A 24561-nucleotide genomic window follows, 5' to 3' on the forward strand; every position below is an offset into this window, starting at 1 on the left:
GATAGGCACAATCGCGCATCGCGCAAGGCGTCACCGGCGGCACGAGGCCGGCAACGTCGCGCCCGTGTCGCGTGCGGGAGCCTCCGGCGGGGATATTTGAGGCGAATCGAAAGCGAAAGCGGCACTCCACCTTTCGATTCGCCACAAATATCCCGCGGGGGTCCGGGGGCGCGAAGCCCCCGGCGTTCGGGCAAAGAGCGTCAGCCGTCGATGCGGTTCAGATCCGCGACACCGAGACAGATCTGGCGGATCCGCGACAGCAGGTTCAGACGGTTGCGCCGCACCAGCTGATTGTCCGAGTTGATCTGCACCGCGGTGAAGAAGGCGTCGATCGGCGCGCGCAGTGCCGCCATCGCACCCATCGCGGCGGGGAAGTCCTCAGCCGCCATCGCCGGCGCGATCGCCGCATCGGCGGCGTCGAGCGCGGCGAACAGCGCAGCTTCCTCGGCCGCCTCGGCGAATTTCGGATCGGCGCCATAGCTGTATTCGACGCCATCCCTGGCCTCGGCCTGGGTCAGGATGTTGTTCGCGCGCTTGAAGCCCTGAATCAGGTTCCCGCCATCCTCGGTCGCGAGGAAGGCCGACAGCGCCTCGGCCCGGCGCGCCACCAGCGCCAGATCGTCCGCTCCCGGCATCGCCAGAACCGCGTCGATCACGTCGTGGCGGATGTTCTGATCCTTCAGATAGACCTTCAGACGGTCATGGAAGAAGGACAGCAGATCCGCCGCATCCGTCGCCGGGTTCGCCTTGGCGAAGACCTCGCCAAGCTTCAGCCGCAACCCGTTCGTCAGCACCAGACGGATCACGCCAAGCGCGGCGCGGCGCAGCGCGAAGGGGTCCTTCGAGCCCGTCGGCTTCTCGTCGATCGCCCAGAACCCGGTCAGCGTGTCGATCTTGTCGGCGAGCGCCACCGCCACCGTCACCGGCTGATCGGGCACATCGTCGGACGGCCCGAGCGGCGAGTAATGCCCCTTGCAGGCATCTGCCACGGCCTCGGGCAGCCCCTCGGCGCGGGCGTAATAGCTGCCCATCAGGCCCTGCAGCTCGGGGAACTCGCCGACCATGGCCGAACGCAGATCCGACTTCACCACGCGCGCCGCCTGCACCGCCAGATCCGGCGCGGCACCGACGAGCGGCGCGAGAACCTGGGCGAGCGCGGCGATGCGCTCGATCCGCGCGGCCTGGCTGCCGAGCTTGTTGTGGAAGGTGACGTGGCTCAGCCCCGCCCCCATGCCGAGAAGCCCCTCGGACTTCACCACGCGAAGATCGTGTTCCCAGAAGAATTTCGCATCCGACAGCCGCGCCGAGAGCACCTTCAGGTTGCCCTTCAGGATGGTCTCGCCGTTGTCCGCGGTCTCGCGGTTCGCCACGGTGACGAAGCCTTCGATCCGGCCGGTCTTCGGGTTCTTCACCGAGAAGAACTTCTGATGTTCCTTCATCGAGGTGCGCAGCACCTCGGGCGGCAGGCCGAGGAATTCCCCGGCGATCTCGCCCATCAGCGGCACCGGCCATTCGACCAGACCGCCGAGCTCGGTCAGCAGGCCGCGATCCTCGACGATTTCGAGGCCGCGCGCGAAGGCGAGCGTCGTCGCCCCGTTCCAGATGATCTCCTCGCGCTCGGCGCTGTCGAGGACGACCTTCGCCGCCTTCAGCCGCGCGGCGTAATCGTCGAACCCGGTCACCGCGAAGCGGCCCGGCGCCATGAAGCGGTGGCCCTCGGTGGTGTCGCCCGCGACGATGCCGTCGACATCGAGCGGCACGACCGTGTGGCCCGCCTCATCGGTCAGGATGCACAGGATCGAATGCAGCGGGCGCACCCATTTCAGGCTGCCCGAGCCCCAGCGCATCGACTTCGGCCAGGGGAAGGTGCGGATCGTCTTCTCCAGCACCTCGGCGATGATCTCGGGCGCCTTGCGGCCGGGGCGGGTGATCGTGGCGAAATAGGCCTGGCCCTTCTTGTCGTCGCGCACTTCAAGCTGGTCGCGGCTCAGCCCGGTCGAGCGCAGGAAGCCTTCGAGCGCCTTCTCGGGGGCGGTGGTCGCGGGACCCTTGCGTTCCTCGGTCAGCGTCGGGCTTTCGGCGCTGAGGCCTTCGAGCGCCAGCACCAGACGCCGCGGCGTCGAGAACGCCTGCGCATGGGCATAGGTGAGGCCCGCCTCGACGAGACCGTCGGTCACCATCTTGCGCAGCGTGTCGCGCGCCATGCCCTGCATCCGGGCCGGGATTTCCTCGGAAAAGAGTTCAATCAGAAGATCGGGCATGGGTTCGTCTCGTGTCGGGCCGCCATCGGGCGGGAGAAAGGGGATGGGCCGCATCAGCAGGGGCGGCCCGGTCGGGCAGACGGCGGGGCGGCGGCGCTCAGGCCGCCGGGGTCCAGCCGCCGGCCTCGGTCAGCACGAAGGCATCGGCGCATTTCTTCGCCAGCGCCCGCACCCGGCCGATATAGGCCTGCCGCTCGGTGACCGAGATCACCCCGCGCGCGTCGAGCAGGTTGAAGATATGCGAGGCCTTGATGCACTGGTCATAGGCGGGCTGGGCCATGACGATGCGCTTGCCGGAATTGGGATCGTCGGGCGCGAAGCCCAGAAGACGGTCGCATTCGGCCTCGGCATCCTCGAAGTGGCGCAGCAGCATCGCGGTATCGGCACCGTCGAAGTTGTAGCGCGAATACTGCTCCTCGGACTGACGGAACACGTCGCCATAGCTCAGATGGATCGGCGCGTCCGGGTCGTTGTAGGGCATGTTCATCACGTGATCGACGCCGAGGATATACATCGCCAGCCGTTCGAGACCGTAGGTCAGCTCGCCCGAGACCGGATGGCAGTCATGGCCGCCGACCTGCTGGAAATAGGTGAACTGCGACACTTCCATGCCGTCGCACCACACTTCCCAGCCCAGACCCCAGGCGCCGAGCGTCGGGCTCTCCCAGTCGTCCTCGACGAAGCGGATGTCATGCAGCGAAGTGTCGATGCCGATCGCGTCGAGCGAGCCGAGATACAGCTCCTGCAGGTTCGAGGGGCTCGGCTTGATCAGCACCTGATACTGATAATAGTGCTGAAGGCGGTTCGGGTTCTCGCCGTAGCGGCCATCGGTCGGACGGCGCGAGGGCTGGACATAGGCCGCGGCCCAGGGCGTCGGACCGAGCGAGCGCAGCGTGGTCGCCGGATGGAAGGTGCCGGCGCCGACCTCCATGTCATAGGGTTGCAGCACCGCGCAGCCTTTCGACGACCAGTAAGTCATCAGCCGCAGGATGATCTCCTGGAACGACCGCGGCGCGGCGGAAGCGGCGGTGGAGGGGGCAGTGATCGACATGGGCGCACCTGTAGATTTCGCGCCTCCTCTCTAGGCAAGGGGCCGGCGGGGGTCAACGGCAAGAGACCGCCGAGTGCCCGCGAAGCGTGCTTTTCCGGGGCCGGACACGCCGCTCGGAGCGGTTTTCGCGACTGCTTTGCGGATGACGCGACGAAGGGGGCTGGTAACCTGCGCCCGATCCGGCTTAGGCGGATGCGAGAGACAGACGAAAACGAGACGGCAGTCATGACGCGACAGGGCGCAGCAACGGACGGGCAGGAACTTCGCGGGGACGTGCGGGGCCTTCGGGCAGGCAGCGGGCGCGCGCTGCTGCGCACGCTGTGCCTTGCGGCGCTGTGCCTCGGGATGCCGGCACTGGCCGGGGCGCAGGACAGCGCACCGCAGCCCGCGCGCGCCCCGGTCCGGCCGGCGGACCTTGGGCGGGTGGTGCCCCCGCCTGCGCCGCCCGCGTCGACGGGCGGCACCCCGCCCCAGACCGCGCCTGTGCCGCCCGCGTCCACCGCCGAGGCCCCGAGTGCCGCCCCGCTGAGCGCCCCGGCGCCACTGCCGCGCCCCGCGGCCGCCCCGCAAACCGCCCAGCAGAATGGCGTGCCAGATTCCGCCGCCGCCCCGGCCGGCGCCCCCCCCGCCCCCACCACTCCCGCGGCGAGCCCCACTCCGCTGCCCCGCCCGACCCCGCCCGCTGCCGATGCAATGCCGGCGACAGGTGCCGCCCCCGCGGGTGCCCCGCCGAGCGTCCGGCCCGAAGCCGCCCCGCCCCGGCCCACGACAGGCGGCTCAGCCGCACAGCCCCAGACCGCAGCCCCTGAACCGGCAGCCGCACCGACAGCCGCCACGGCCACCGCCACGACGGACGGCGCCGATCTGAGCTGGTCCGAACGTGTGGCGGTCCAGTCGGCGCTGGTCTGGCTCGGTTATTCGGACGGGCGGGCGGACGGGGTGTTCGGAGCCGGCACCCGCACCGCGATCGCCGCCTGGCAAAAGGCCACGGGCCTTGCCGCCGATGGCGCACTGAGCCGTCCGCAGACCGACAGGCTGCTGCACGCCGCAGCACAAGGACGCACGGCCGTCGGGATGGAGAGGGTGAACGATTCCGCCTCGGGGCTGCGGGTGGATCTGCCGCTCGGTCTCGTGGCGTTCGACCGCTACGCCCCGCCTTTCGTGCAATATGGCCCGAAGGCGGGCTCGGGGGTCAGCGCGATGCTGATCTCGCGCGCGGGCGGGCGCAGCGCGCTCGCCGGGCTTTACGGCGTGGTCCAAAGTCTGCCCGCAATGCCCGCGCAGGGGCCGCGCAGTCTGAACCTGTATGACTTCGAAATCGCAGGACAGGACGCGCAACGCCACGCCTACGCCCGTGCCGGGATCGAAGGCGGGCGGATCACCGGTTTCGTGCTGTCCTGGCCCGCCGCCGACGATGCGCGCATGACCCGGGTTCTGGCGACGATGAAGGCCACGTTCACCCCGCCCGCGGACGCAACCGTGCTGGACCCGGGCCTCGGCACGCCACTGGCGGTGGCACGCGACGATCTGACCTCGGGACTGACGCCCGAGCGCCCGGCGTTCTGGCGCGCGGGAACCTATGTCTCGCCCGAGGGAGCGGTGCTGACGCTCGCGGACGGGCTTGCGGGCTGCCGGCGGCTGACCGTCGGCACGGTCGCGGCAAGCATCGTCTACAGCGACGCGACATTCGCCGTGCTGAACCCGGATCCGCCGCTGTCGCCGCGCGAGATGGCGCGTCTGGCCCCGGCGCTGCCTGCCCCGGACGCCGAAGTCGTCGTCGCGGGGTTTCCCTGGCCCGATGCGATGGCCGCCCCGGCGGTGACCTTCGGCACGCTGCGCGGCGCCGACAAGATTCCCGGCGCTGCCGCCGACGCCCCGGCCGCCATCCGGCTGTCGGTGCCGGCACGTCCCGGCAATGCCGGGGGGCCGGTTCTCGATGCCTCAGGCGCGGTCGCGGCGCTGATTCTGGCCCCCGATCCGGCAGCGGGCGACAGCAGCCGGGCGGTGCCGCTCGGCCCGCTCGGGGCGGCGCTGGCGGGACGAGACTATGCCCCCGAGACCGCCGAGGCCGGCGCCCCGACCCTGCCCGATGCCGAGCTGTCGCGCCGGGCCGCGGCGATGACGACGCGCATCGGCTGCTGGAACTGATCGCGCCCGGAAAGTTTGCAAACCCCTCCCTGACCGGGGCGCAAAGTTGCCACTCCGGCGATTTTCCATTTTGTGCCGGCCCGCGCCACCGATAGGCTGTCCCCCGGGTGCCCGCCTCGCGGCACCGCTGGGAGAGAGATGAATGTTTCGCAAGATACTGGTTGCAAACCGTGGCGAAATCGCGATCCGCGTGCTGCGCGCGGCGAACGAACTCGGTAAGAAGACGGTGGCGATCTATGCCGAAGAAGACAAGCTGAGCCTGCACCGCTTCAAGGCAGATGAGGCTTACCGCATCGGCGAGGGGCTGAGCCCGGTGGGCGCCTATCTCTCGATCCCCGAAATCATCCGCGTGGCGAAATTGTCGGGCGCGGATGCGATCCATCCGGGCTATGGGCTGCTCTCCGAGAACCCCGATTTCGTCGAGGCCTGCGCCGCCGCCGGCATTGCCTTCATCGGCCCGAGGGCCGAGACGATGCGCGCGCTCGGCGACAAGGCATCCGCCCGGCATGTGGCGATGAAGGCCGGCGTGCCGGTGATCCCCGCGACCGAGGTTCTGGGCGACGATTTCGACGCGATCCGAACCGAGGCCGCCGGGATCGGCTATCCGCTGATGCTCAAGGCGAGCTGGGGCGGCGGCGGACGGGGCATGCGCCCGGTCTTCGGCCCCGAGGAGCTGGAGGGCAAGGTTCTCGAAGGCCGCCGCGAGGCCGAGGCCGCCTTCGGCAATGGCGAGGGCTACCTCGAAAAGATGATCCTGCGCGCCCGCCACGTCGAGGTGCAGCTTCTGGGCGACACCCACGGCCACCTTTACCACCTGTTCGAGCGTGACTGCACCGTGCAGCGGCGCAACCAGAAGGTCGTCGAACGCGCCCCCGCCCCCTATCTCGACGAAGCCCAGCGCGCCGAGGTCTGTGCGCTGGCGCTGAAGATCGGCAATGCCGTCGGCTATCAGAACGCCGGCACGGTCGAGTTCCTGATGGATATGGACAGCGGCAGGTTCTACTTCATCGAGGTCAACCCGCGCGTCCAGGTCGAGCATACCGTGACCGAGGAAGTCACCGGCATCGACATCGTTCAGGCGCAGATCATGATCGCCGAGGGCGCGACGCTGGCCGAGGCGACGGGCGCGGCGAGCCAGTCCGACATTCATCTGAACGGCCATGCGCTGCAATGCCGGGTGACGACGGAAGACCCGCAGAACAACTTCATCCCCGATTACGGCCGGATCACCGCTTACCGCACCGCGACGGGCAATGGCGTGCGCCTCGACGGCGGCACGGCCTATGCGGGCGGCGTGGTGACGCGCTATTACGACTCGCTTCTGGTCAAGGTCACCGCCTGGGCGCCGACGCCCGAAAAGGCCATCGCCCGCATGGACCGGGCCTTGCGCGAATTCCGCATCCGCGGCGTCAGCACCAACATCGACTTCGTGGTGAACCTGCTCAAGCACCCGACGTTCCTCGACATGAGCTACACCACCAAGTTCATCGACACGACGCCGGCCCTGTTCCAGTTCAAGCGCCACGCCGACCGGGCGACGAAGCTGTTGACCTACATCGCCGACATCACGGTGAACGGTCACCCCGAGACCGCGGGCCGTCCGCTGCCGCCCGCGGGCGCCAGGGCGCCGAAGCTGCCGCCGGTGAAGGACACCATCGCGCCGGGCACGCGCCAGCTTCTGGAGGCCGGGGGGCCGAAGGCGGTGGCCGAGTGGATGAAGGATCAGACGCGGCTTCTGATCACCGACACCACGATGCGCGACGGCCATCAGTCGCTGCTGGCGACGCGGATGCGCTCGGACGACATCGTGCGGGCGGCGGGGGCCTATGCGGCGAACCTGCCGGGGCTGTTCTCGGTCGAGTGCTGGGGCGGCGCGACCTTCGACGTGGCCTATCGGTTCTTGCAGGAATGCCCCTGGCAGCGGCTGCGCGACATCCGCGAGCGGATGCCCAACATCCTGACGCAGATGCTGCTGCGCGGCGCGAACGGGGTCGGTTACACCAACTATCCCGACAACGTGGTCACCTTCTTCGTCGAGACCGCGGCGAAATCCGGCGTCGATCTGTTCCGCGTGTTCGACAGCCTGAACTGGGTCGAGAACATGCGCGTCGCGATGGATGCGGTGATCGCGTCCGGCAAGATCTGCGAAGGCACGATCTGCTATACCGGCGACATCCTGAACCCGGACCGCGCCAAATACGATCTGAAGTATTACGTCGATCTGGCGAAGGATCTGGAGGCCGCCGGGGCGCATGTCCTCGGGCTGAAGGACATGGCGGGGCTGATGAAGCCCGCGGCGGCGGGCGCGCTGATCCGCGCACTGAAAGACGAAGTGGGCCTGCCGGTGCATTTCCACACCCATGACACGTCGGGCATCTCGGCCGCCTCGGTTCTGGCGGCGGCGGAGGCCGGGGTGGATGCGGTCGATGCGGCGATGGACGCGTTCTCGGGCGGCACCTCGCAGCCCTGCCTTGGCTCGATCGTCGAGGCGCTGGCACATGGGCCGCGCGATACCGGCCTCGACATCGGCGCGATCCGGCGGCTGTCGGGTTACTGGGAGGGCGTGCGCCACCAATATGCCGCTTTCGAGAGCGGGATCGAGGCCCCGGCCTCCGAGGTCTATCTGCACGAGATGCCCGGAGGTCAGTTCACCAACCTCAAGGCGCAGGCGCGCAGCCTCGGTCTGGAAGAGCGCTGGCACGAGGTCGCGCAGGCCTATGCCGACGCGAACCGGCTGTTCGGCGACATCGTGAAGGTCACGCCGTCCTCGAAGGTGGTGGGCGACATGGCACTGATGATGGTGGCGCAGGGGCTGAGCGCGGCGGATGTGCTTGATCCGGCGAAGGACGTGGCCTTCCCCGATTCGGTCGTCGACATGATGCGCGGCAACCTCGGTCAGCCGCCGGGCGGCTGGCCCGCGGCGATCAGCGCGAAGGTGCTCAAGGGCGAGACCCCCTCGACCGAGCGGCCGGGCAAGCATCTGCCGCCCGTGGACCTCGACGCCGCGCGTCGGGATCTGCGCAAGACCCTCGACGACGAGGAGATCGACGACGAGGATCTGGCCGCCTGGCTGATGTATCCGAAGGTGTTCACCGATTACCGGCTGCGCCATCGCGATTACGGCCCGGTGCGCACCCTGCCGACGCCGGTGTTCTTCTACGGCATGAAGCCGGGCGACGAGGTTTCGGTCGAACTCTCCCAGGGCAAGACGCTGGAGATCCGCTATCAGACCCGCTCTGACACCGACGAGCAGGGCCAGGTGAAGGTGTTCTTCGAGCTGAACGGTCAGCCGCGCTCGGTCCGGGTGCCGGATCGCTCGGCCCGCGCCGGGGTGAAGGCACGTCCGAAGGCCGATCCGGCAGCGCCGGGCCAGATCGGGGCGCCGATGCCGGGGGTGGTGGCATCGGTCGCGGTCACCCAGGGCCAGCCGGTGAAGGCGGGCGATCTGCTGCTGACCATCGAAGCGATGAAGATGGAGACCGGCATCCATGCCGACCGCGACGGCACCATCACGGCCCTTCATGTCACGCCCGGCGCGCAGATCGACGCCAAGGATCTTCTGGCGGTGATCGGCTGAGTCGCCATCGCGATACGGGGCCGGCATCCGATTCGGGCGCCGGTCGCCGTCGCACGCCGGCCTCGGGACGATGCGGGCCGAAGCCCGGATCGCGGCCTGTCCCTTTGTGCCAAGGGCGAACCCGCATTCCGCCCCCACCCTGCGGCGGGAATTCAGCGCGGGGTGCAATTTTTCCCTTGCAGCCCTCCGCGCCATCCCCTAAATCCCCGCTCACCGAAACGGAATGCGGGTGTAGCTCAGGGGTAGAGCATAACCTTGCCAAGGTTAGGGTCGAGGGTTCGAATCCCTTCGCCCGCTCCAATTCGGCGAAGGACGCTAGAGTGCGGGTGTAGCTCAGGGGTAGAGCATAACCTTGCCAAGGTTAGGGTCGAGGGTTCGAATCCCTTCGCCCGCTCCAGCGAACGAAAAGGACCGCTTCGGCGGTCCTTTTGTTTTTTCCATCCCCGGTTTCCGCCCTCGCCGCTTTGCAACCGGCCCCGCCCCGCCTATAAGGCCCCTGAAAGCCGGATCGAACCCCGGAGGGAGCCATGCGCACAGCGTCGATCACCCGCAAGACCGCCGAAACCGCGATCGAGGTCGAGATCAACCTCGACGGAACCGGCGTCTACCGAAATCACACCGGGGTCGGGTTCTTCGACCACATGCTCGACCAGCTGTCGCGCCACTCGCTGATCGACATGACGATCACCGCGAAGGGCGATTATCACATCGACGATCACCACACCGTCGAGGACACCGGCATCGCGCTCGGTCAGGCGCTGGTGAAGGCGCTCGGCGACAAGGCGGGGATCCGGCGTTACGGGCATTTCGCGCTGGCGATGGATGACACGCAGATGGCCTGCGCGCTGGATCTGTCGGCGCGGCCCTATCTGGTGTGGAACGTCGAGTTCCCGACGCAGAAGATCGGCACCTTCGATACCGAGCTGGTGCGCGAGTTCTTCCAGGCGCTCGCGACAAACGGCGGCATCACGCTGCACATCGACAAGGTGCACGGCATCAACAGCCACCATATCGCGGAAGCCGGCTTCAAGGCGGTGGCGCGGGCACTGCGCATGGCGGTCGAGATCGACCCGCGCATGGCGGGCGCGCTGCCCTCGACGAAGGGCGCGCTGTGATGCTGACGGCACTGGTCGATTACGATTCGGGCAACCTGCACTCGGCGCGCAAGGCGTTCGAGCGGGTGGCGAACGAGACCGGGCGCGGCGAGATCACCGTGACCTCGGACCCCGAGGTGGTGGCGCGCGCCGACCGGATCGTGCTGCCGGGCGACGGGGCCTTCCCGTCGTGCCGCGCGGCGCTGATCCGCCACACCGGGCTGTTCGAGGCAATCGCGGAATCGGTGCGAGAGCGCGGCCGGCCGTTCCTCGGCATCTGCATCGGGATGCAGATGCTGGCGAGCCGCGGCCTCGAATTCGAACCGACCGAGGGCTTCGGCTGGATCCCGGGCGAGGTGGTGCGCATCGCTCCCGCCGACCCGGCGCTGAAGGTGCCGCACATGGGCTGGAACGATCTGGTGATCGACCGGCCGCATCCGCTGCTCGAAGGGATCGCCACCGGCGATCACGCCTATTTCGTGCATTCCTATCACTTCCAGGTCGCCGATCCCGCCGACCGTATCGCCCATGTCGATTACGCCGGGCCGATCACCGCGATCGTCGGGCGCGACAATGTGGCGGGCGCGCAGTTCCACCCCGAGAAGTCGCAGGCGACCGGCCTGCGGATGATCGCGAATTTCCTCGGCTGGCAGCCCTGAGCGCCCGCCTTTTCCCCGGCCCGACAGACGCGGCCCGACAGCCCCGGACAGACAGATGATTCTTTATCCCGCCATCGACCTCAAGGACGGCCATTGCGTGCGCCTGCTGCGCGGCGACATGGACAAGGCCACGGTGTTCGGCGACGACCCGGCGGCGCAGGCCGCGAAATTCGAGGCCGCCGGCTGCGAATGGCTGCACCTCGTCGATCTGAACGGCGCCTTCGCCGGCGCCCCGGTGAACGCCACCGCGGTCGAGGCGATCCTCGCCCGGATCAAGGTGCCCGCCCAGCTCGGCGGCGGCATCCGCGACATGAAGACCATCGAGACCTGGCTGTCGAAGGGCCTTGCGCGCGTGATCCTAGGCACCGTCGCGGTCGAGAACCCCGATCTGGTGCGCGAGGCGGCACGCGCCTTCCCCGGACAGGTGGCAGTCGGCATCGACGCCCGCGGCGGCCGCGTCGCAACCAAGGGCTGGGCCGAGGAGACCGAGGTCATGGTCACCGACCTCGCCCGCAGTTTCGAGGACGCCGGCGTCGCCGCGATCATCTACACCGACATCCTGCGCGACGGCGCGATGAAGGGGCCGAACATCGCCGCGACCGAAGAGCTCGCCCGCGCGGTGTCGATTCCGGTGATCGCCTCGGGCGGCGTGTCCTCGGTCGGGGATCTGATCGCGCTGCGCGACACGGGCGCCATCGCCGGCGCGATCTCGGGGCGCGCACTCTATGACGGGGCGATCGATCTCACGGCGGCCCTGGCTGCGCTGAAGGCCTGAGCGCACCGCTCGCGCAAGAAAACAGAGAGGGGGCTCTGCCCCCTCGGGCCTGCGGCCCTCACCCCCGGGATATTTGGGGCGAATCGAAAGACAAAGGTGCCCTGCCCCTTTCGGCTTTCCATAAATATCCCGGGGTGCGGGGCAGAGCCCCGCTCGGCACTGGCCACGGGCGCGCCGGCGCGTTATCTAGGCCCCAAAGGAGCCCGCCATGCTGAAGACCCGGATCATCCCCTGCCTCGACGTCGCTGACGGGCGCGTGGTCAAGGGCGTGAACTTCGTCAACCTGATCGACGCGGGCGATCCGGTGGAGGCCGCGAAGGCCTATGACGCGGCGGGCGCAGACGAGCTGTGTTTCCTCGACATCCATGCCACACACGAGAACCGCGGCACGATGTACGATCTGGTCACCCGCACTGCCGAGCAATGCTTCATGCCGCTGACCGTGGGCGGCGGCGTGCGCAGTCCTGAAGACGTGCGCAAGCTGCTGCTCGCCGGTGCCGACAAGGTGTCGTTCAACTCGGCCGCGGTGGCCGATCCGAATGTCGTCGCCGAGGCCGCAGACCGCTTCGGCAGCCAGTGCATCGTCGTCGCCATCGACGCCAAGACCGTCGCCCCGGGCCGGTGGGAGATCTTCACCCATGGCGGACGCAAATCGACCGGCATCGACGCCGTCGAATTCGCCCGCACCGTCGAGGCGAAGGGCGCGGGCGAGATCCTGCTGACCTCGATGGACCGCGACGGCACCCGCGCGGGCTTCAACATTCCGCTCACCCGCGCCATCGCCGACGCCGTCGAGGTTCCGGTCATCGCCTCGGGCGGGGTCGGCACGCTCGACCATCTCGTCGAAGGGGTGACCGAAGGCCATGCGAGCGCCGTGCTCGCCGCCTCGATCTTCCACTTCGGCACCTACACCATCCGCGAGGCCAAGGAGCACATGGCCGCCGCGGGCATCCCCGTGAGGCTGACATGAACACGCTCGAACGGCTCGCCGCCACCATCCAGGCGCGCAAGGACGCCGACCCCGACAGCAGCTGGACTGCGAAGCTGTTCTCGAAGGGGGCGAACAAATGCGCCCAGAAGTTCGGCGAGGAAGCGATCGAGGCCTGCATGGCCGTGGCCAAGGACGATCGCGACAACCTGATCTACGAATCCGCCGATGTGCTGTATCATCTGCTGGTGATGCTGACCGCGCGCGGTGTGACGCTCGAAGAGGTGCTGGCCGAACTGGAACGGCGCGAGGGCACTTCGGGGATCGCCGAGAAGGCCGCCCGCGGCTGAGCGCCTCAAACCCTCCGGAGGCCCGATGTTCCGCGCCCTGTTCGACCTGTTGACCGCCCCGGCCCGGCCGGGGCTTTCCGCCGACGATGCCACGCTGGCACTGGCGGTTCTGCTGGTGCGTCTGGCGCGGGCCGACGATCATTACGACACGCCCGAGCGCGCTCACATCGACCGCATCCTGATGCGCCGGCGCGGAATTTCGCACCCCGAGGCGCAGGCGATCCGCACCGAGGCCGAGACGGCCGAGCGTGACGCCCCCGACACCGTGCGCTTCACCCGCGTTCTCAAGGAGCGCATCGCTTACGAGGACCGCATCGAGGTGATCGAAGCGTTGTGGGACGTGGCACTGTCCGACAACGAGCGCAGCCCCGGAGAGGAAGCGCTGATCCGCCTCGTTGCAAATCTTCTGGGCGTCGCCGACCGGGATTCGGCCCTTGCCCGGCAGCGCATCGCGCGCGGCGAGGTCTGACCCCTTCCCCCCGGCCTGACCGTCCAACAAATCGGCATTCGCACAGGAAATGAGCGATTTTTGCTCATATTCCGGTTTCGCTGTTGCATTCCTCCCCGCTCTCACGCCAATCTGTATCGTAACAATTTTGTCAACGGACCGAGAATCCGACGTGAGCCAACGCGAAGCTGTCATCGAAATCCGCGATCTCCACAAAAGTTACGGGGCGCTCGAAGTGCTGAAGGGGGTCTCGGTCCGGGCGGATCGGGGCAAGGTGATCTCGCTGATCGGGTCCTCGGGGTCGGGCAAGTCGACGCTGCTGCGCTGCTGCAACCTGCTCGAGGACAGCCAGAAGGGCGAGATTCTGTTCAACGGCGAGGCGGTCAAATGGGCGGGCGAAGGCCTTGGCCGTCATCCCGCCGACCGGGCGCAGGTGACGCGCATCCGCACCAACCTGTCGATGGTGTTCCAGCAGTTCAACCTGTGGGCGCACATGACGATCTTGCAAAACGTCATGGAATGCCCGGTCACCGTGCTGAAGCGCGACCCGAAGGAAGTCGCGGTTCTGGCGCGGCAGCTGCTCGACAAGGTCGGCATCGGTGACAAGGCCGACAACTGGCCGGCGCAGCTTTCGGGCGGCCAGCAGCAGCGCGCCGCCATCGCGCGCGCACTGTGCATGCAGCCCGAGGCGCTGTTGTTCGACGAGCCGACCTCGGCCCTCGATCCCGAGCTGCAACAGGAAGTCGTCAAGGTCATCAAGGATCTGGCGAACGAGCATCGCACGATGATCATCGTGACGCATGACATGCGCCTTGCCGCCGATGTGTCGGATCACGTGATCTTCCTGCATCAGGGCCGGATCGAGGAAGAGGGTCCGCCCGAAACGCTGTTCGGCACGCCGAAATCCGAGCGGCTGAAACAATTCCTGTCGGCCAGCGTCGCTGCCTGACCGGACCGAGACAACCACCAACCCAACAAGAAACCACAGGGGAAACACATGAAGAAGACGCTTCTGGCCGCCGCCGCTCTCGCCTTCACCGCGGGCCTCGCCCATGCCGGCGACACCGTGCGCATGGGCACCGAGGGCAAGTATCCGCCCTACAACTTCATCAACGACAAGGGTCAGGTCGACGGGTTCGAGCGCGAGCTGGGCGACAAGCTGTGCGCGATGGAGAGCCTGACCTGCACCTGGACCACCAACGACTGGGATTCGATCATCCCGAACCTGCTGTCGGGCAACTATGACACGATCATGGCCGGCATGAGCATCACCGACGAGCGCAAGAAGACCATCGACTTCACCCAGGCTTATTATCCGCCGGCGTTCTCGGCCTATCTGGGCAAGGATGCGGGGGCGAATATCAAGGGCGTGGTCGCCGCGCAGGTCGGCACGATCCAGGCCGATTACGTGGCGAAATCGGGTGCGACGCTGCTGGAATTCCCGACGATGGACGACACCATCGCCGCGGTGAAGAACGGCGAGGCCGATGCGGTCTTCGCCGACAAGGACGCGCTGAAGCCGTTCAGCAAGGCCGAGGGCGGTGATTTCGTCTGGGCCGGTCAGGAAGTGCAGCTTGGCGAGGGCATCGGCGTTGGTCTGCGCAAGTCCGACACCGCGCTGAAGGACAAGCTGAACGACGGCATCGGCAAGATGAAGGCGGATGGCTCGCTGAATGTCCTGCTGAAGAAGTGGTTCGGCGACGAAACCCCGACGTTCTGAGAAGAGGCCGGGGGTGGCTGACACCCCCGGCAGACCCCCATGTTCCTGAGCTGTGCCGATCCCTCCGCCTTGTCGGGCCTGAACTGGCTCATCTGCTATCTGACCACAGACAAGCAGCTGATGTTCTATGGCTCGTTCCTCGTGGTCTTGCTGTTGCTGGTGGTGGTGGCGCCGGTGGCGCTTGCCTTCGGCTTCGGCGGCGCGCTGGCCGCACGTTCGGGATTCTGGCCGCTTCGGATGCTGGGCAAGACCTATACCGCGATGGTGCGCGGCATCCCGGACGTGATCTTCTTCCTGTTCGTGCCGATCGCGCTCGATCAGGGACTGGAATACATGCGCCACAAGGTGCTGTGCCCGGACTGGACCGCACCGATCCGGCAGGGCAACGACTTTCTGGTCTGCCCGGCGGCGAAACTGCCGCCCACCGATGCCTCGCCGTTCTATCAGGAGAGCTATGGCTTCGTTCTGGCGGTGATCGCCTTCGCCATCGTGTTCGGCGCCTTCGCGGCGAATGTGATCTCGGGGGCGATGAACGCGGTGCCGCGTGCGCAGCTCGAAACCGCCGAGGCCTATGGCATGACCCCCGGTCAGGTGCGCCGGCGCGTGCTGATCCCGCAGATGTGGACCTATGCCCTGCCGGGTCTGTCGAACCTGTGGATGATCCTGATCAAGGCGACGCCGCTTCTTTACATGCTCGGGATCGAGGACATCGTGTATTGGGCGCGCGAGCTCGGCGCGACGAAATCGAAGATCTACGCCTATCCGCATCCGGACTGGCGGCTGTGGTATTTCCTGGGGCTGCTGGTGTTCTACCTGCTGCTCACCCGGGTCTCGGAAGTGGTGCTGAAACGGCTGAGCGCGCGGCTCGCGCGCGGGCAGGCGACGATGGCGGGCGAAGCCCTGCGGAAGGTGGGCGCATGAGCTGCCTTGACACCATCGCGGATTACGGGCTGCGCTCCATCGGCATCGGCGAAAGAGTGCTGCCGCGCGGCGACGGCATCGGCCTGTGCGAGCAGTTCACGCTGATCGGCTCGGGGCTGATCTGGAACGTGTATTTCGGCGCGCTGGCGTTGCTGTTCGGCTTCGTCTTCGCGACGGCGCTGGCGCTCGCCAAGGCCTCGCCGCGGGCGGCCCTTCGCAAGCCCGCGGAATGGTTCGTCTTCGTGTTCCGCGGCTCGCCGCTGTTCATCCAGTTCTTCGTCACCTACGAGGCCCTTGTGCTGCTGCCTCAGGGGGGGCTGCATCTGGGCGGGCTCACCATTCCGACGGGCTGGGTGACCTCGGCCTGGTCGGGGGCGCTGTTCGTGCTGTTTCTGAACACCTCGGCCTATGCCGCGGAAATCTTTTACGGAGCCTTGCGCGCCGTGCCGAAGGGCGATCTAGAGGCCGCCGACGCCTACGGGCTGACCGGCTGGGCGCGGTTTCGCCGCGTGGTCTGGCCGACGATGCTGCGTCTTGCCTGGCCCGCCTACACCAACGAGGCGATCTTCCTGTTTCACGCCACCACGCTGGTGTTCTTCTCGAGCTTCCCGGCCTATCAGCAGCGCGGCGATGCGCTCTATTACGCCAAGTATTTCGCGGACAAGACTTTCGACCCTTTCATCCCGTATCCGATCGCGGCCTTTTATTTCGTTCTGGTCACCCTGACGATCATCGGCATCTTCGGGGTGATCAACCGCCGTCTGAACCGACATCTGCCGCAGGCCGCGCGGCCCAGACTGAGGATCAGACCGCAACTCATCAGGTGAGGACATGGACTGGCTGAAGGAACACCCCGAGGTACGCACCATTCGCGTGGCAGCGGCCGACCTGAACGGGGTGGCGCGGGGAAAACGCATCCCCGCACGATTTTCAGGAAAAGTGTTTACCGAAGGGACGCGATTTCCTTTCTCGGTGCTGAATCTGGACATCTGGGGCGAGGACATCGAGGACAGCCCGCTGGTGTTCGAAAGCGGCGATTGCGACGGGCTGCTGATGCCGACGGAGCGTGGCTTCATGCCGATGCCCTGGCTCTCGGCGCCGACGGGGCTGTTGCCGATCTGGATGTTCCACATGGACGGCCGGCCCTATGCGGGCGATCCGCGTCAGGCGCTGGCACGCGTGGTCGATCGCTATACCGCGCGCGGGCTGACCCCGGTGGTGGCGACGGAACTCGAATTCTTCCTGATCGACGATTCCGGCAAGACGCTGCGCGTGCCGCCCTCGCCGCGCTCGGGCAAGCGCCGGACGGGGGGCGAAACGCTGTCGCTGCGCTCGCTCGATGCGTTCGACACCTTCTTCACCGCGCTCTATGACGCCTGCGAGGAGATGGACATCCCCGCCGACACCGCGATCTCCGAGGCCGGCCCCGGCCAGTTCGAGATCAACCTGATCCATCAGGGCGATGCGCTGAAGGCGGCCGATGACGCCTGGCTGTTCAAGATGCTGGTCAAGGGGCTGGCGCGCACGCATGGCTTCGCCGCCTCGTTCATGGCGAAACCCTACGAGCTGTGGCCCGGCAACGGGATGCACACGCATTTCTCGATCCTCGACAAGGACGGGCAGAACATCTTCAACGACGGGTCGGACAAGGGGTCGGCGCTGCTCAGAAACGCGGTCGCGGGGTGCCTCGCGGCGCTGCCCGACTCGACGCTGGTCTTCGCACCGCACGCCAACAGCTATGAACGGCTCGTGCCCAATTCCCATGCCCCTACCGGCATCGGCTGGGCCTACGAGAACCGCACGGCGGCACTGCGCATCCCGGCCTCGGGCCCGGCGGCGCGGCGGATCGAGCATCGCGTGGCGGGCGGCGACGTGAACCCCTATCTGATGATCGCGGCGATCCTCGGCGCGGCGCTGATCGGCATCGAGGATGGCATGACGCCCGACGAACCGCTCGTCGGCAATGCCTATGCCCAGTCGCTGCCACAGCTGCCCGCGACATGGAACATGGCGATCAATGCCTTCGCCGAGAGCTCTCTGATCGCACGCATCTTCGAGCGCGAGCTGATCGAGAACTTCCTGATGTGCAAGCGTCAGGAGGTCCATTACATGGCCGAGCTGTCCGAACAGGAACAGACCGAGCTGTATCTCGACACGGTTTGATCCCGGAACGAACCGGGACCTGAAACCGGGGCAGATACCGGACCCGGTTTCGCCGTGAGGAGGCCCGATACCTTCATGACTGCCGCCGATTTGATCGCCCGATCAAATCGGCGCGCATTTTATGGCCAGCCCCGGTCTGCCCCGTCGCGTGGCCCGCGAAACTCTTTGACGCAAGGCCCGTCCCGCGCCGAGCCTGCCCCGGGGCACGCCTGTCGCGTGCCCGCTGCCACACCCGGGACGCGGGCCGGCGTTGGCAGCCCGGGCCGCCTGCACTCTCGCTTCCCCCCGCGCACGCACGACTCTCGCAACGACCGCCCGCCCGGCCCGGGCCGGGGCACAACCGGCGGCCCATCCGACAGGAGTAGGGAATGAGCACCATCGAAACCGGACCTTCGTCCGGTGTCAGTTACAAGAAGGCCGACGCGTCCTATTTCGACAAGCGCGGTCTGTCGAAATATGCCGGCGTCTGGTCGCTGTGGTCGCTTGGCGTGGGCGCGGTGATCTCGGGGCATTTCTCGGGCTGGAACCTCGGTTTCGGCACCGGCGGCTGGGGCGGGATGCTGGTCGCGGGCATCATCATCTGCGTGATGTATCTGGGCCTGACCTTCTCGATAGCCGAGATGAGCCCCGCCCTGCCCCATACCGGCGCGGCCTATTCCTTCGCGCGCACCGCGATGGGGCCCTGGGGCGGCTTCGTCACCGGGCTGTGCGAGAACGTCGAATATGTCATCACGCCCGCGGTGATCGTGACCTTCATCACGGCTTACGTGAACGCGATCCTCGGCATCGACGCGGCCTGGTCGCCGCTGGTGTGGGTCGTGTTCTACGCGATCTTCCTCGGCCTCAACATCTTCGGGCTGGAGGTGTCGTTCAAGTTCACCTTCTTCATCACGGTGATCTCTCTCGCGGTGCTGGTGTTCTTCTGGATCAGTGCCATCCCGCAGATGGATTTCGGCCGGTGGGCGCTGAACGTCGATCTCGGCCCCGACGGCACGCTGATCGAGCTGCCCGAAGGCCACGGTCCGTGGTTCCCGACCGGGATCTCGGGGGTGCTGGCGACGCTGCCCTTCGCGGTGTGGCTGTTCCTCGCAATCGAGCAGCTGCCGCTTGCCGCCGAGGAATCGGTCGACCCGAAGAAGGACATGCCGAAGGGGATCATCCTCGGCATCCTGACGCTGATGCTGTCGGCCTTCATGATCGTGCTGCTGAACCCCTCGGTTCCGGGGGTGGGCACCTATCATCTGACCACCGCGCTCGAGCCGCTGCTCGACGGGTTCCGCGCGATCTACGGTCAGGGCGGGGTCGTGGTGCTGGGCATCGTGGCGCTGACCGGGCTGGTCGCGTCGTTCCACACCATCATGTTCGCGCAGGGCCGGCAGGTCTATTCGCTCAGCCGCGCCGGCTATTTCCCGACCTTCCTGTCGATCACCCATTCGAAATACAAGACCCCCCATGTCGCGATGATCGCCGGCGCCATCGTCGGGCTGGCGGTGATGCTGGCGATCTGGTTCGCGCTCGGCGCGGAAGAGGGCGGATCGGTCATCGGTTCGGTGCTGCTGAACATGGCGGTGTTCGGGGCGATGTTCAGCTACATCCTGCAGGCCATCTCGTTCATCGTGCTGCGAAAGACCATGCCGGGGATCGAGCGCCCGTTCCGCTCGCCCTTCGGCATTCCGGGGGCGGTGCTGACCATCGTCATCGCGGTGGTAACGCTGTTCTATCAGGTGCAGGATCCGAACTTCACCAAGGGCGTGCTGTGGGTGCTGATCTGGTTCGCCCTCGCCATCGGCTATTTCGCCCTCGTCGGCCGGCACCGGCTGATCCTGTCGCCGGAGGAAGAATTCGCCCTGTCGCACAAGAAGGGCTGAGCCCGGCATCGGTGACGTCGGGGCGCAAGGGCCCCTCGTGACCTCCGGGGGCGCGGTGCACGCGCCCCCTCCCCTTGCCGCGCGGCGGTTCGGCGGCTACTCTCGGGGCCACGAAACCCAAGAGACTGACATGCTCATCGGCATATTGCAGACCGGCGAAGCCCCCGACACCCTCAGGGCAGAGCACGGCGATTACCCCGACATGTTCCAGCGCCTTCTGGCCGGACATGGATTCACTTTCCGCACCTGGCGCGTGGCCGAGATGGACTTCCCCGAGGATGTCCATGCCGCCGACGGCTGGCTGATCACCGGATCGCGCTTCGGCGTCTACGAGGATCACCCGTTCCTGCGCCCGCTCGAAGCCTTCATCCGCGAGGCCGCAGCCGCCCGCGTGCCGATGGTCGGCATCTGCTTCGGCCATCAGATCATCGCCCAGGCCCTCGGCGGCAAGGTCGAGAAATACCCGGGCGGATGGGCGATCGGCGCGCAGGATTACACCCTCGGCGATCATAAGATCACGCTGAACGCCTGGCATCAGGATCAGGTGACAGAGCTGCCGCCCGGCGCCACCTGCCTCGCCGGCAACGACTTCTGCCGCAACGCGATCCTGCAATACGGCGACGAGGCCCTCACCGTGCAGCCGCATCCCGAATTCGACGACTCGTTCATCGGCGGTATGCTGGAGACCAAGGGCAAGGCGGTGCCGGCCGCACTGGTCGAGCACGCCGAGACCCGCCTCGACGACGGCAAATCCTCGGCCGAACTGGCCGGACGGATCGCCGAGTTCTTCCTGAAACCGCGCAGCTGAGCGCCCGGAGGGCCCCATGTCCACCACCGACTGGCAAGACCGCATTCCTCAGGCCGCGCGCGACTACATCGCCGGCCGCCGCCTCGATGAAGTCGAGTGCATCGTCGCCGACATCGCGGGCGTGGCCCGCGGCAAGGCGATGCCGGCCTCGAAATTCGTGCATCAGGATCACTTCTTCCTGCCGAACTCGATCTTTCTGCAATCCATCACCGGCGAATGGGTCGACAACCCGATGGGCGCCTTCACCGAGCCCGACATGATCCTGACGCCGGACTGGACGACCGCCGCCGCCGCCCCCTGGACCGCCGACATCACGCTGATGATCGTGCATGACGCCTATGACCAGAAGGGCGCACCGATCCCGACCGCGCCGCGCAACGTGCTCAAGCGCATCCAGAAACTTTACGAGGCCGAGGGCTGGCGCCCGATCGTCGCGCCGGAGATGGAATTCTTCCTCGTGGCGCGCAACCTTGACCCGAACCAGCCGGTCATCCCGCCGATGGGGCGCTCGGGCCGGCGCGCGGCGGGCAAGCAGGCCTATTCGATGTCGGCCGTCGACGAATACGGCAAGGTGATCGACGACATTTACGACTTCGCCGAGGCGCAGGGCTTCGAGATCGACGGGATCTTGCAGGAAGGCGGCGCCGGTCAGGTCGAGATCAACCTCGCCCATGGCGACGCGGTGCATCTGGCCGATCAGATCTTCTACTTCAAGCGGCTGATCCGCGAAGCGGCGCTGCGTCACGACTGTTTCGCCACCTTCATGGCGAAGCCGATCGAGGGGGAGCCCGGCTCGGCGATGCATATCCATCAGTCGGTGATCGACACCGGGACCGGGCGCAACATCTTCTCGACCCCCGAGGGCGGCGAGAGCGAGCAGTTCCTTTACGCCATCGCCGGGTTGCAGAACCATCTGCCGGCGGTGATCGCGCTGCTTGCGCCCTATGTGAACAGCTACCGGCGCTACGTGCCGGACTTCTCGGCGCCGATCAACCTCGAATGGGGGCGCGACAACCGCACGACGGGTCTGCGCGTGCCGATCTCGGAGCCCTCGGGCCGGCGCATCGAGAACCGCCTCGCCGGGATGGACTGCAACCCCTATCTCGGGCTCGCGGCCTCGATGGCCTGCGTCTATCTGGGGCTGAAGGAAAAGAAACTGCCGAAGCCCGAGTGCCTTGGCGACGCCTATATCAGCGACACCGAAATCCCCTACAACCTCGGCGACGCACTCGACCTCTTCGCCGAGAACAAGGCCATGCGCGAAGTTCTGGGCGAGGATTTCTGCATCGTCTACGAGGCGGTGAAGCGCAATGAATACAAGGAATTCCTGCAAGTCATCAGTCCCTGGGAGCGCGAGCATCTGCTGCTGAACGTATGAACCTTCTCTTCGCGAACGATACCGCGGGCACTTACCCGCCCAGCCTTTACGCCGCGACGCGCGACCCTTCGCCGGCGCGGCCCGCGCTGGCGGGGCGGATGCGGGCCGATGTCTGCGTGATCGGCGCGGGGTACACCGGGCTGTCGGCGGCGCTGCATCTGGCCGAGGCCGGGCGCAGCGTCATCGTCCTCGAAGCGCATCGGGCGGGGTTCGGCGCCTCGGGACGGAACGGCGGGCAGATCGGTTCGGGCCAGCGGCTGGAGGTCGACGCGCTCGAAAAGATGGCCGGCAAGGCGGTGGCGCGGCGGCTGTGGGACATGGCCGAGGAGGCGAAGGCGCTGACCGCGGATCTCGCGAAGCGCGCGGGCCAGCGGGTCTGGCCCGGCATCGCGCATTGCGCGCTGCACCCGTCCGAGGTGCATCACGCCCATGCGATGGCCGAACGTCTGGCGCGAGACTACGACTATGACCTGATCGAGCCGCTCGACCGCGACGGGCTGCGCGCGCTGATCCCCTCGCCCTTGTATATCGGCGGCGACATCGACCGCGGCGCGGGTCATGTGCATCCGCTGAACCTCGCGCTCGGCATGGCGCGGCTGGCCGAGGCGGCGGGCGCGGTCATTCTGGAACGGTCGCCCGTCACCCATGTCGAGCATGGCGAGAGCGCCGGTGCGCCGAGCCGGATCGCGACGGCCGAGGGCGAGGTGATCGCCGATCATCTGGTGCTGGCGGCGAACGGGTACCTCGATCACCTTGAACCCTCGGTCGCGGCGCGGGTGATGCCGATCAACAATTACATCGTGGCGACCGAGCCTCTGGGCGCGCGGATGAAGGATGTCCTGACGCAACCCATTGCCGCGCATGACACGAAATTCGTGGTGAATTACTGGCGCCCCTGGGGTGAGCGGCTGGTGTTCGGCGGCGGCGAGACGGTGAGCTACCGTTTCCCGCGCGACATTCAGGCGATGGTGCGCCGGCCGCTCGAACAGGTCTATCCGCAGCTGAAGGGCGTGCGGATAGATTACGCCTGGGGCGGCACGCTCGCGATCACCATGAACCGGATGCCGTGCTTCCGGCGGCCGGCGCCGAACTGCCTGTCGGCCTCGGGCTACTCGGGGCACGGGGTGGCGATGGCGACGCTCGCGGGCAAGCTGATGGCGCAGGCGATCGAGGGCACCTCGAACGGCTTCGACGTGATGGGCGCGTTGCCTTGCGCCCCTTTCCCCGGCGGCAGCCATCTGCGGTTCCCGCTCCTCATGCTCGGCATGGGCTGGTACGGGCTGCGCGACAAGCTGGGGTTCTGAGGCCCGGCCGAAAGTCAAGGAAGGGGGCTCTGCCCCCTCGGGCCTCGCGGCCCTCACCCCCGGGATATTTGCGGCAAAGCGAAAGAGAAAGGTCGCTCTCGACGGCGGGCGACATGCCGGCCCGAGGCGGCCCGGCTTTGAAGTCCGGAGCGCAGGCCCTATCTGCGGGATGGAAGGGCTTGGCGCGCCGGTGGGTTGTTGTTAGCCTGTCACCAGCCGGCAGCCGAAAGGCGCCATGCCCAGTCTGGTCCCTGCCTCGCGGTCGTCTTTCTCATGCGTCATTCCCTGCCCCTTGCCCCGCAATTCTATGTGACGGCCCCGCAACCCTGCCCCTATCTCGACGGGCGGCAGGAGCGGAAGCTGTTCACCGCGCTGCAGGGCGAGGATGCCGACAAGCTGAATGACACGCTGTCGCGCCAGGGGTTCCGCCGCTCGCAGAACGTGCTCTATCGCCCGTCCTGCGCCGATTGCGCGGCCTGTCTGTCAGCGCGCATCCGCGTCGCGGATTTCGAGCCCGACCGCACGCAACGCAGGGTGCTGAAACACAACGCCCATCTGCGCCGCACCAGCACCAGCCCCTGGGCCACCGAGGAACAGTTCGCGCTGTTTCGCCGCTATCTCGACCAGCGTCACGCCGATGGCGGCATGGCCGACATGGACATCTTCGAATTCGCCGCGATGATCGAGGAAACCCCGGTCAAGACCCGCGTCATCGAATACCGCGAAACCGATGCCTCGCCTGCGACCACTCATGCGCTGGTCGCGGTCTGCCTGACCGACGTCCTCGATGACGGGCTGAGCATGGTCTACAGCTTCTACGATCCCGACCGGCATCAGGATTCGCTTGGCACTTATCTGATCCTAGATCATGTCGAGATCGCGCGCCGCGCCGGGCTGCCCTATGTCTATCTCGGCTACTGGGTGCCGGGCTCGCGCAAGATGGGATACAAGGCGCGGTTCGGCGCACTCGACATCTACAAGGGCGGAGTGTGGAGCGACATCGGCGATCCGGCCAGCCATCAGAGCGAAACCCACCCGCTGGCCGTCGATCCGATCGCCGAACAGGTGGCCCGTATCCGTCTGCCCGACGGCCGCGACTGATCGAAGC

Annotated in this window: 20 protein-coding genes and 2 tRNA genes; 20 read left to right on the forward strand and 2 right to left on the reverse strand. The window is 67.2% G+C overall.

The genetic code is table 11. The features are described from left to right. Positions 1-200: 200 nt before the first annotated feature. Together glyS and CG50_RS00575 are read right to left on the reverse strand one after the other, a co-directional pair. Entirely contained in the window at positions 201-2261 is a 2061-nt protein-coding gene (gene glyS, locus CG50_RS00570) for a glycine--tRNA ligase subunit beta (protein WP_036633942.1), read from the reverse strand. A 97-nt stretch (positions 2262-2358) separates the two neighbouring features. Continuing rightward, a complete protein-coding gene (locus tag CG50_RS00575) occupies positions 2359-3312 on the reverse strand; it encodes a glycine--tRNA ligase subunit alpha (protein ID WP_051909289.1) in 954 nt (317 codons plus the stop codon). Positions 3313-4194: 882 nt separating this feature from the next. Between CG50_RS00575 and CG50_RS00580 the strand changes: the two genes are divergently transcribed. From CG50_RS00580 to CG50_RS00675, 20 genes are all read left to right on the forward strand, one after another. Beyond that, a complete protein-coding gene (locus tag CG50_RS00580) occupies positions 4195-5460 on the forward strand; it encodes a serine protease (protein ID WP_051909292.1) in 1266 nt (421 codons plus the stop codon). 142 nt (positions 5461-5602) lie between these two features. Further along, complete coding sequence (locus CG50_RS00585) at positions 5603-9037, forward strand: pyruvate carboxylase (protein WP_036633944.1); 3435 nt, start codon at positions 5603-5605, stop codon at positions 9035-9037. A 225-nt stretch (positions 9038-9262) separates the two neighbouring features. Beyond that, positions 9263-9337 (forward strand) — tRNA-Gly (locus CG50_RS00590). A gap of 22 nt (positions 9338-9359) precedes the next feature. Then, positions 9360-9434, forward strand: a tRNA-Gly gene (locus CG50_RS00595). A gap of 130 nt (positions 9435-9564) precedes the next feature. Next, positions 9565-10152, forward strand: a complete 588-nt coding sequence (gene hisB, locus CG50_RS00600; RefSeq protein WP_036633947.1) for an imidazoleglycerol-phosphate dehydratase HisB — start codon at positions 9565-9567, stop codon at positions 10150-10152. Continuing rightward, positions 10152-10790, forward strand: coding sequence for an imidazole glycerol phosphate synthase subunit HisH (gene hisH / locus CG50_RS00605; protein ID WP_036633950.1), 639 nt, complete (start codon positions 10152-10154; stop codon positions 10788-10790). Before hisB ends, hisH begins: the two co-directional genes overlap by 1 nt. Before the next feature lie 55 nt (positions 10791-10845). After that, on the forward strand, positions 10846-11565 hold the full coding sequence (hisA, locus tag CG50_RS00610; protein WP_036633954.1) for a 1-(5-phosphoribosyl)-5-[(5-phosphoribosylamino)methylideneamino]imidazole-4-carboxamide isomerase: 720 nt from the start codon (positions 10846-10848) through the stop codon (positions 11563-11565). A gap of 208 nt (positions 11566-11773) precedes the next feature. Further along, on the forward strand, positions 11774-12535 hold the full coding sequence (hisF, locus tag CG50_RS00615; protein ID WP_036633957.1) for an imidazole glycerol phosphate synthase subunit HisF: 762 nt from the start codon (positions 11774-11776) through the stop codon (positions 12533-12535). Then, positions 12532-12843 carry a phosphoribosyl-ATP diphosphatase gene (locus CG50_RS00620; protein WP_036633959.1) on the forward strand — a complete coding sequence of 104 codons (312 nt, stop codon included), beginning with the start codon at positions 12532-12534 and terminating at the stop codon, positions 12841-12843. Before hisF ends, CG50_RS00620 begins: the two co-directional genes overlap by 4 nt. A gap of 25 nt (positions 12844-12868) precedes the next feature. Further along, positions 12869-13312 (forward strand): tellurite resistance TerB family protein, encoded by a 444-nt coding sequence (locus CG50_RS00625; RefSeq protein ID WP_036633961.1) that lies wholly within the window; start codon positions 12869-12871, stop codon positions 13310-13312. A 151-nt stretch (positions 13313-13463) separates the two neighbouring features. Further along, positions 13464-14240, forward strand: a complete 777-nt coding sequence (locus tag CG50_RS00630) for an ABC transporter ATP-binding protein (protein WP_036633963.1) — start codon at positions 13464-13466, stop codon at positions 14238-14240. Between the two features lie 48 nt (positions 14241-14288). After that, positions 14289-15011 (forward strand): transporter substrate-binding domain-containing protein, encoded by a 723-nt coding sequence (locus CG50_RS00635; RefSeq protein WP_036633966.1) that lies wholly within the window; start codon positions 14289-14291, stop codon positions 15009-15011. 39 nt (positions 15012-15050) lie between these two features. After that, the gene (locus tag CG50_RS00640; protein WP_036633968.1) at positions 15051-15932 is read left to right on the forward strand and encodes an ABC transporter permease; all 882 of its coding nucleotides are present in this window, start codon (positions 15051-15053) and stop codon (positions 15930-15932) included. Further along, a complete protein-coding gene (locus CG50_RS00645; RefSeq protein ID WP_036633971.1) occupies positions 15929-16759 on the forward strand; it encodes an ABC transporter permease in 831 nt (276 codons plus the stop codon). Before CG50_RS00640 ends, CG50_RS00645 begins: the two co-directional genes overlap by 4 nt. Positions 16760-16763: 4 nt before the next feature. Then, on the forward strand, positions 16764-18095 hold the full coding sequence (locus CG50_RS00650) for a glutamine synthetase family protein (RefSeq protein WP_036633973.1): 1332 nt from the start codon (positions 16764-16766) through the stop codon (positions 18093-18095). Between the two features lie 368 nt (positions 18096-18463). Continuing rightward, positions 18464-19963: an amino acid permease gene (locus CG50_RS00655; RefSeq protein ID WP_036633976.1), complete on the forward strand. Its 1500-nt coding sequence runs from the start codon at positions 18464-18466 to the stop codon at positions 19961-19963. A 130-nt stretch (positions 19964-20093) separates the two neighbouring features. Beyond that, positions 20094-20771 carry a type 1 glutamine amidotransferase gene (locus CG50_RS00660; RefSeq protein ID WP_036633980.1) on the forward strand — a complete coding sequence of 226 codons (678 nt, stop codon included), beginning with the start codon at positions 20094-20096 and terminating at the stop codon, positions 20769-20771. A 16-nt stretch (positions 20772-20787) separates the two neighbouring features. Further along, a complete protein-coding gene (locus CG50_RS00665; RefSeq protein WP_036633982.1) occupies positions 20788-22149 on the forward strand; it encodes a glutamine synthetase family protein in 1362 nt (453 codons plus the stop codon). After that, on the forward strand, positions 22146-23453 hold the full coding sequence (locus tag CG50_RS00670) for an NAD(P)/FAD-dependent oxidoreductase (RefSeq protein ID WP_036633985.1): 1308 nt from the start codon (positions 22146-22148) through the stop codon (positions 23451-23453). The genes CG50_RS00665 and CG50_RS00670 overlap by 4 nt, the downstream gene beginning before the upstream one ends. Before the next feature lie 273 nt (positions 23454-23726). Next, a complete protein-coding gene (locus CG50_RS00675; RefSeq protein WP_036633988.1) occupies positions 23727-24554 on the forward strand; it encodes an arginyltransferase in 828 nt (275 codons plus the stop codon). The last annotated feature ends 7 nt before the right edge of the window (positions 24555-24561 follow it).

Origin of the sequence: Paenirhodobacter enshiensis (assembly GCF_000740785.1) — a bacterium.
GTDB lineage: Bacteria > Pseudomonadota > Alphaproteobacteria > Rhodobacterales > Rhodobacteraceae > Rhodobacter > Rhodobacter enshiensis.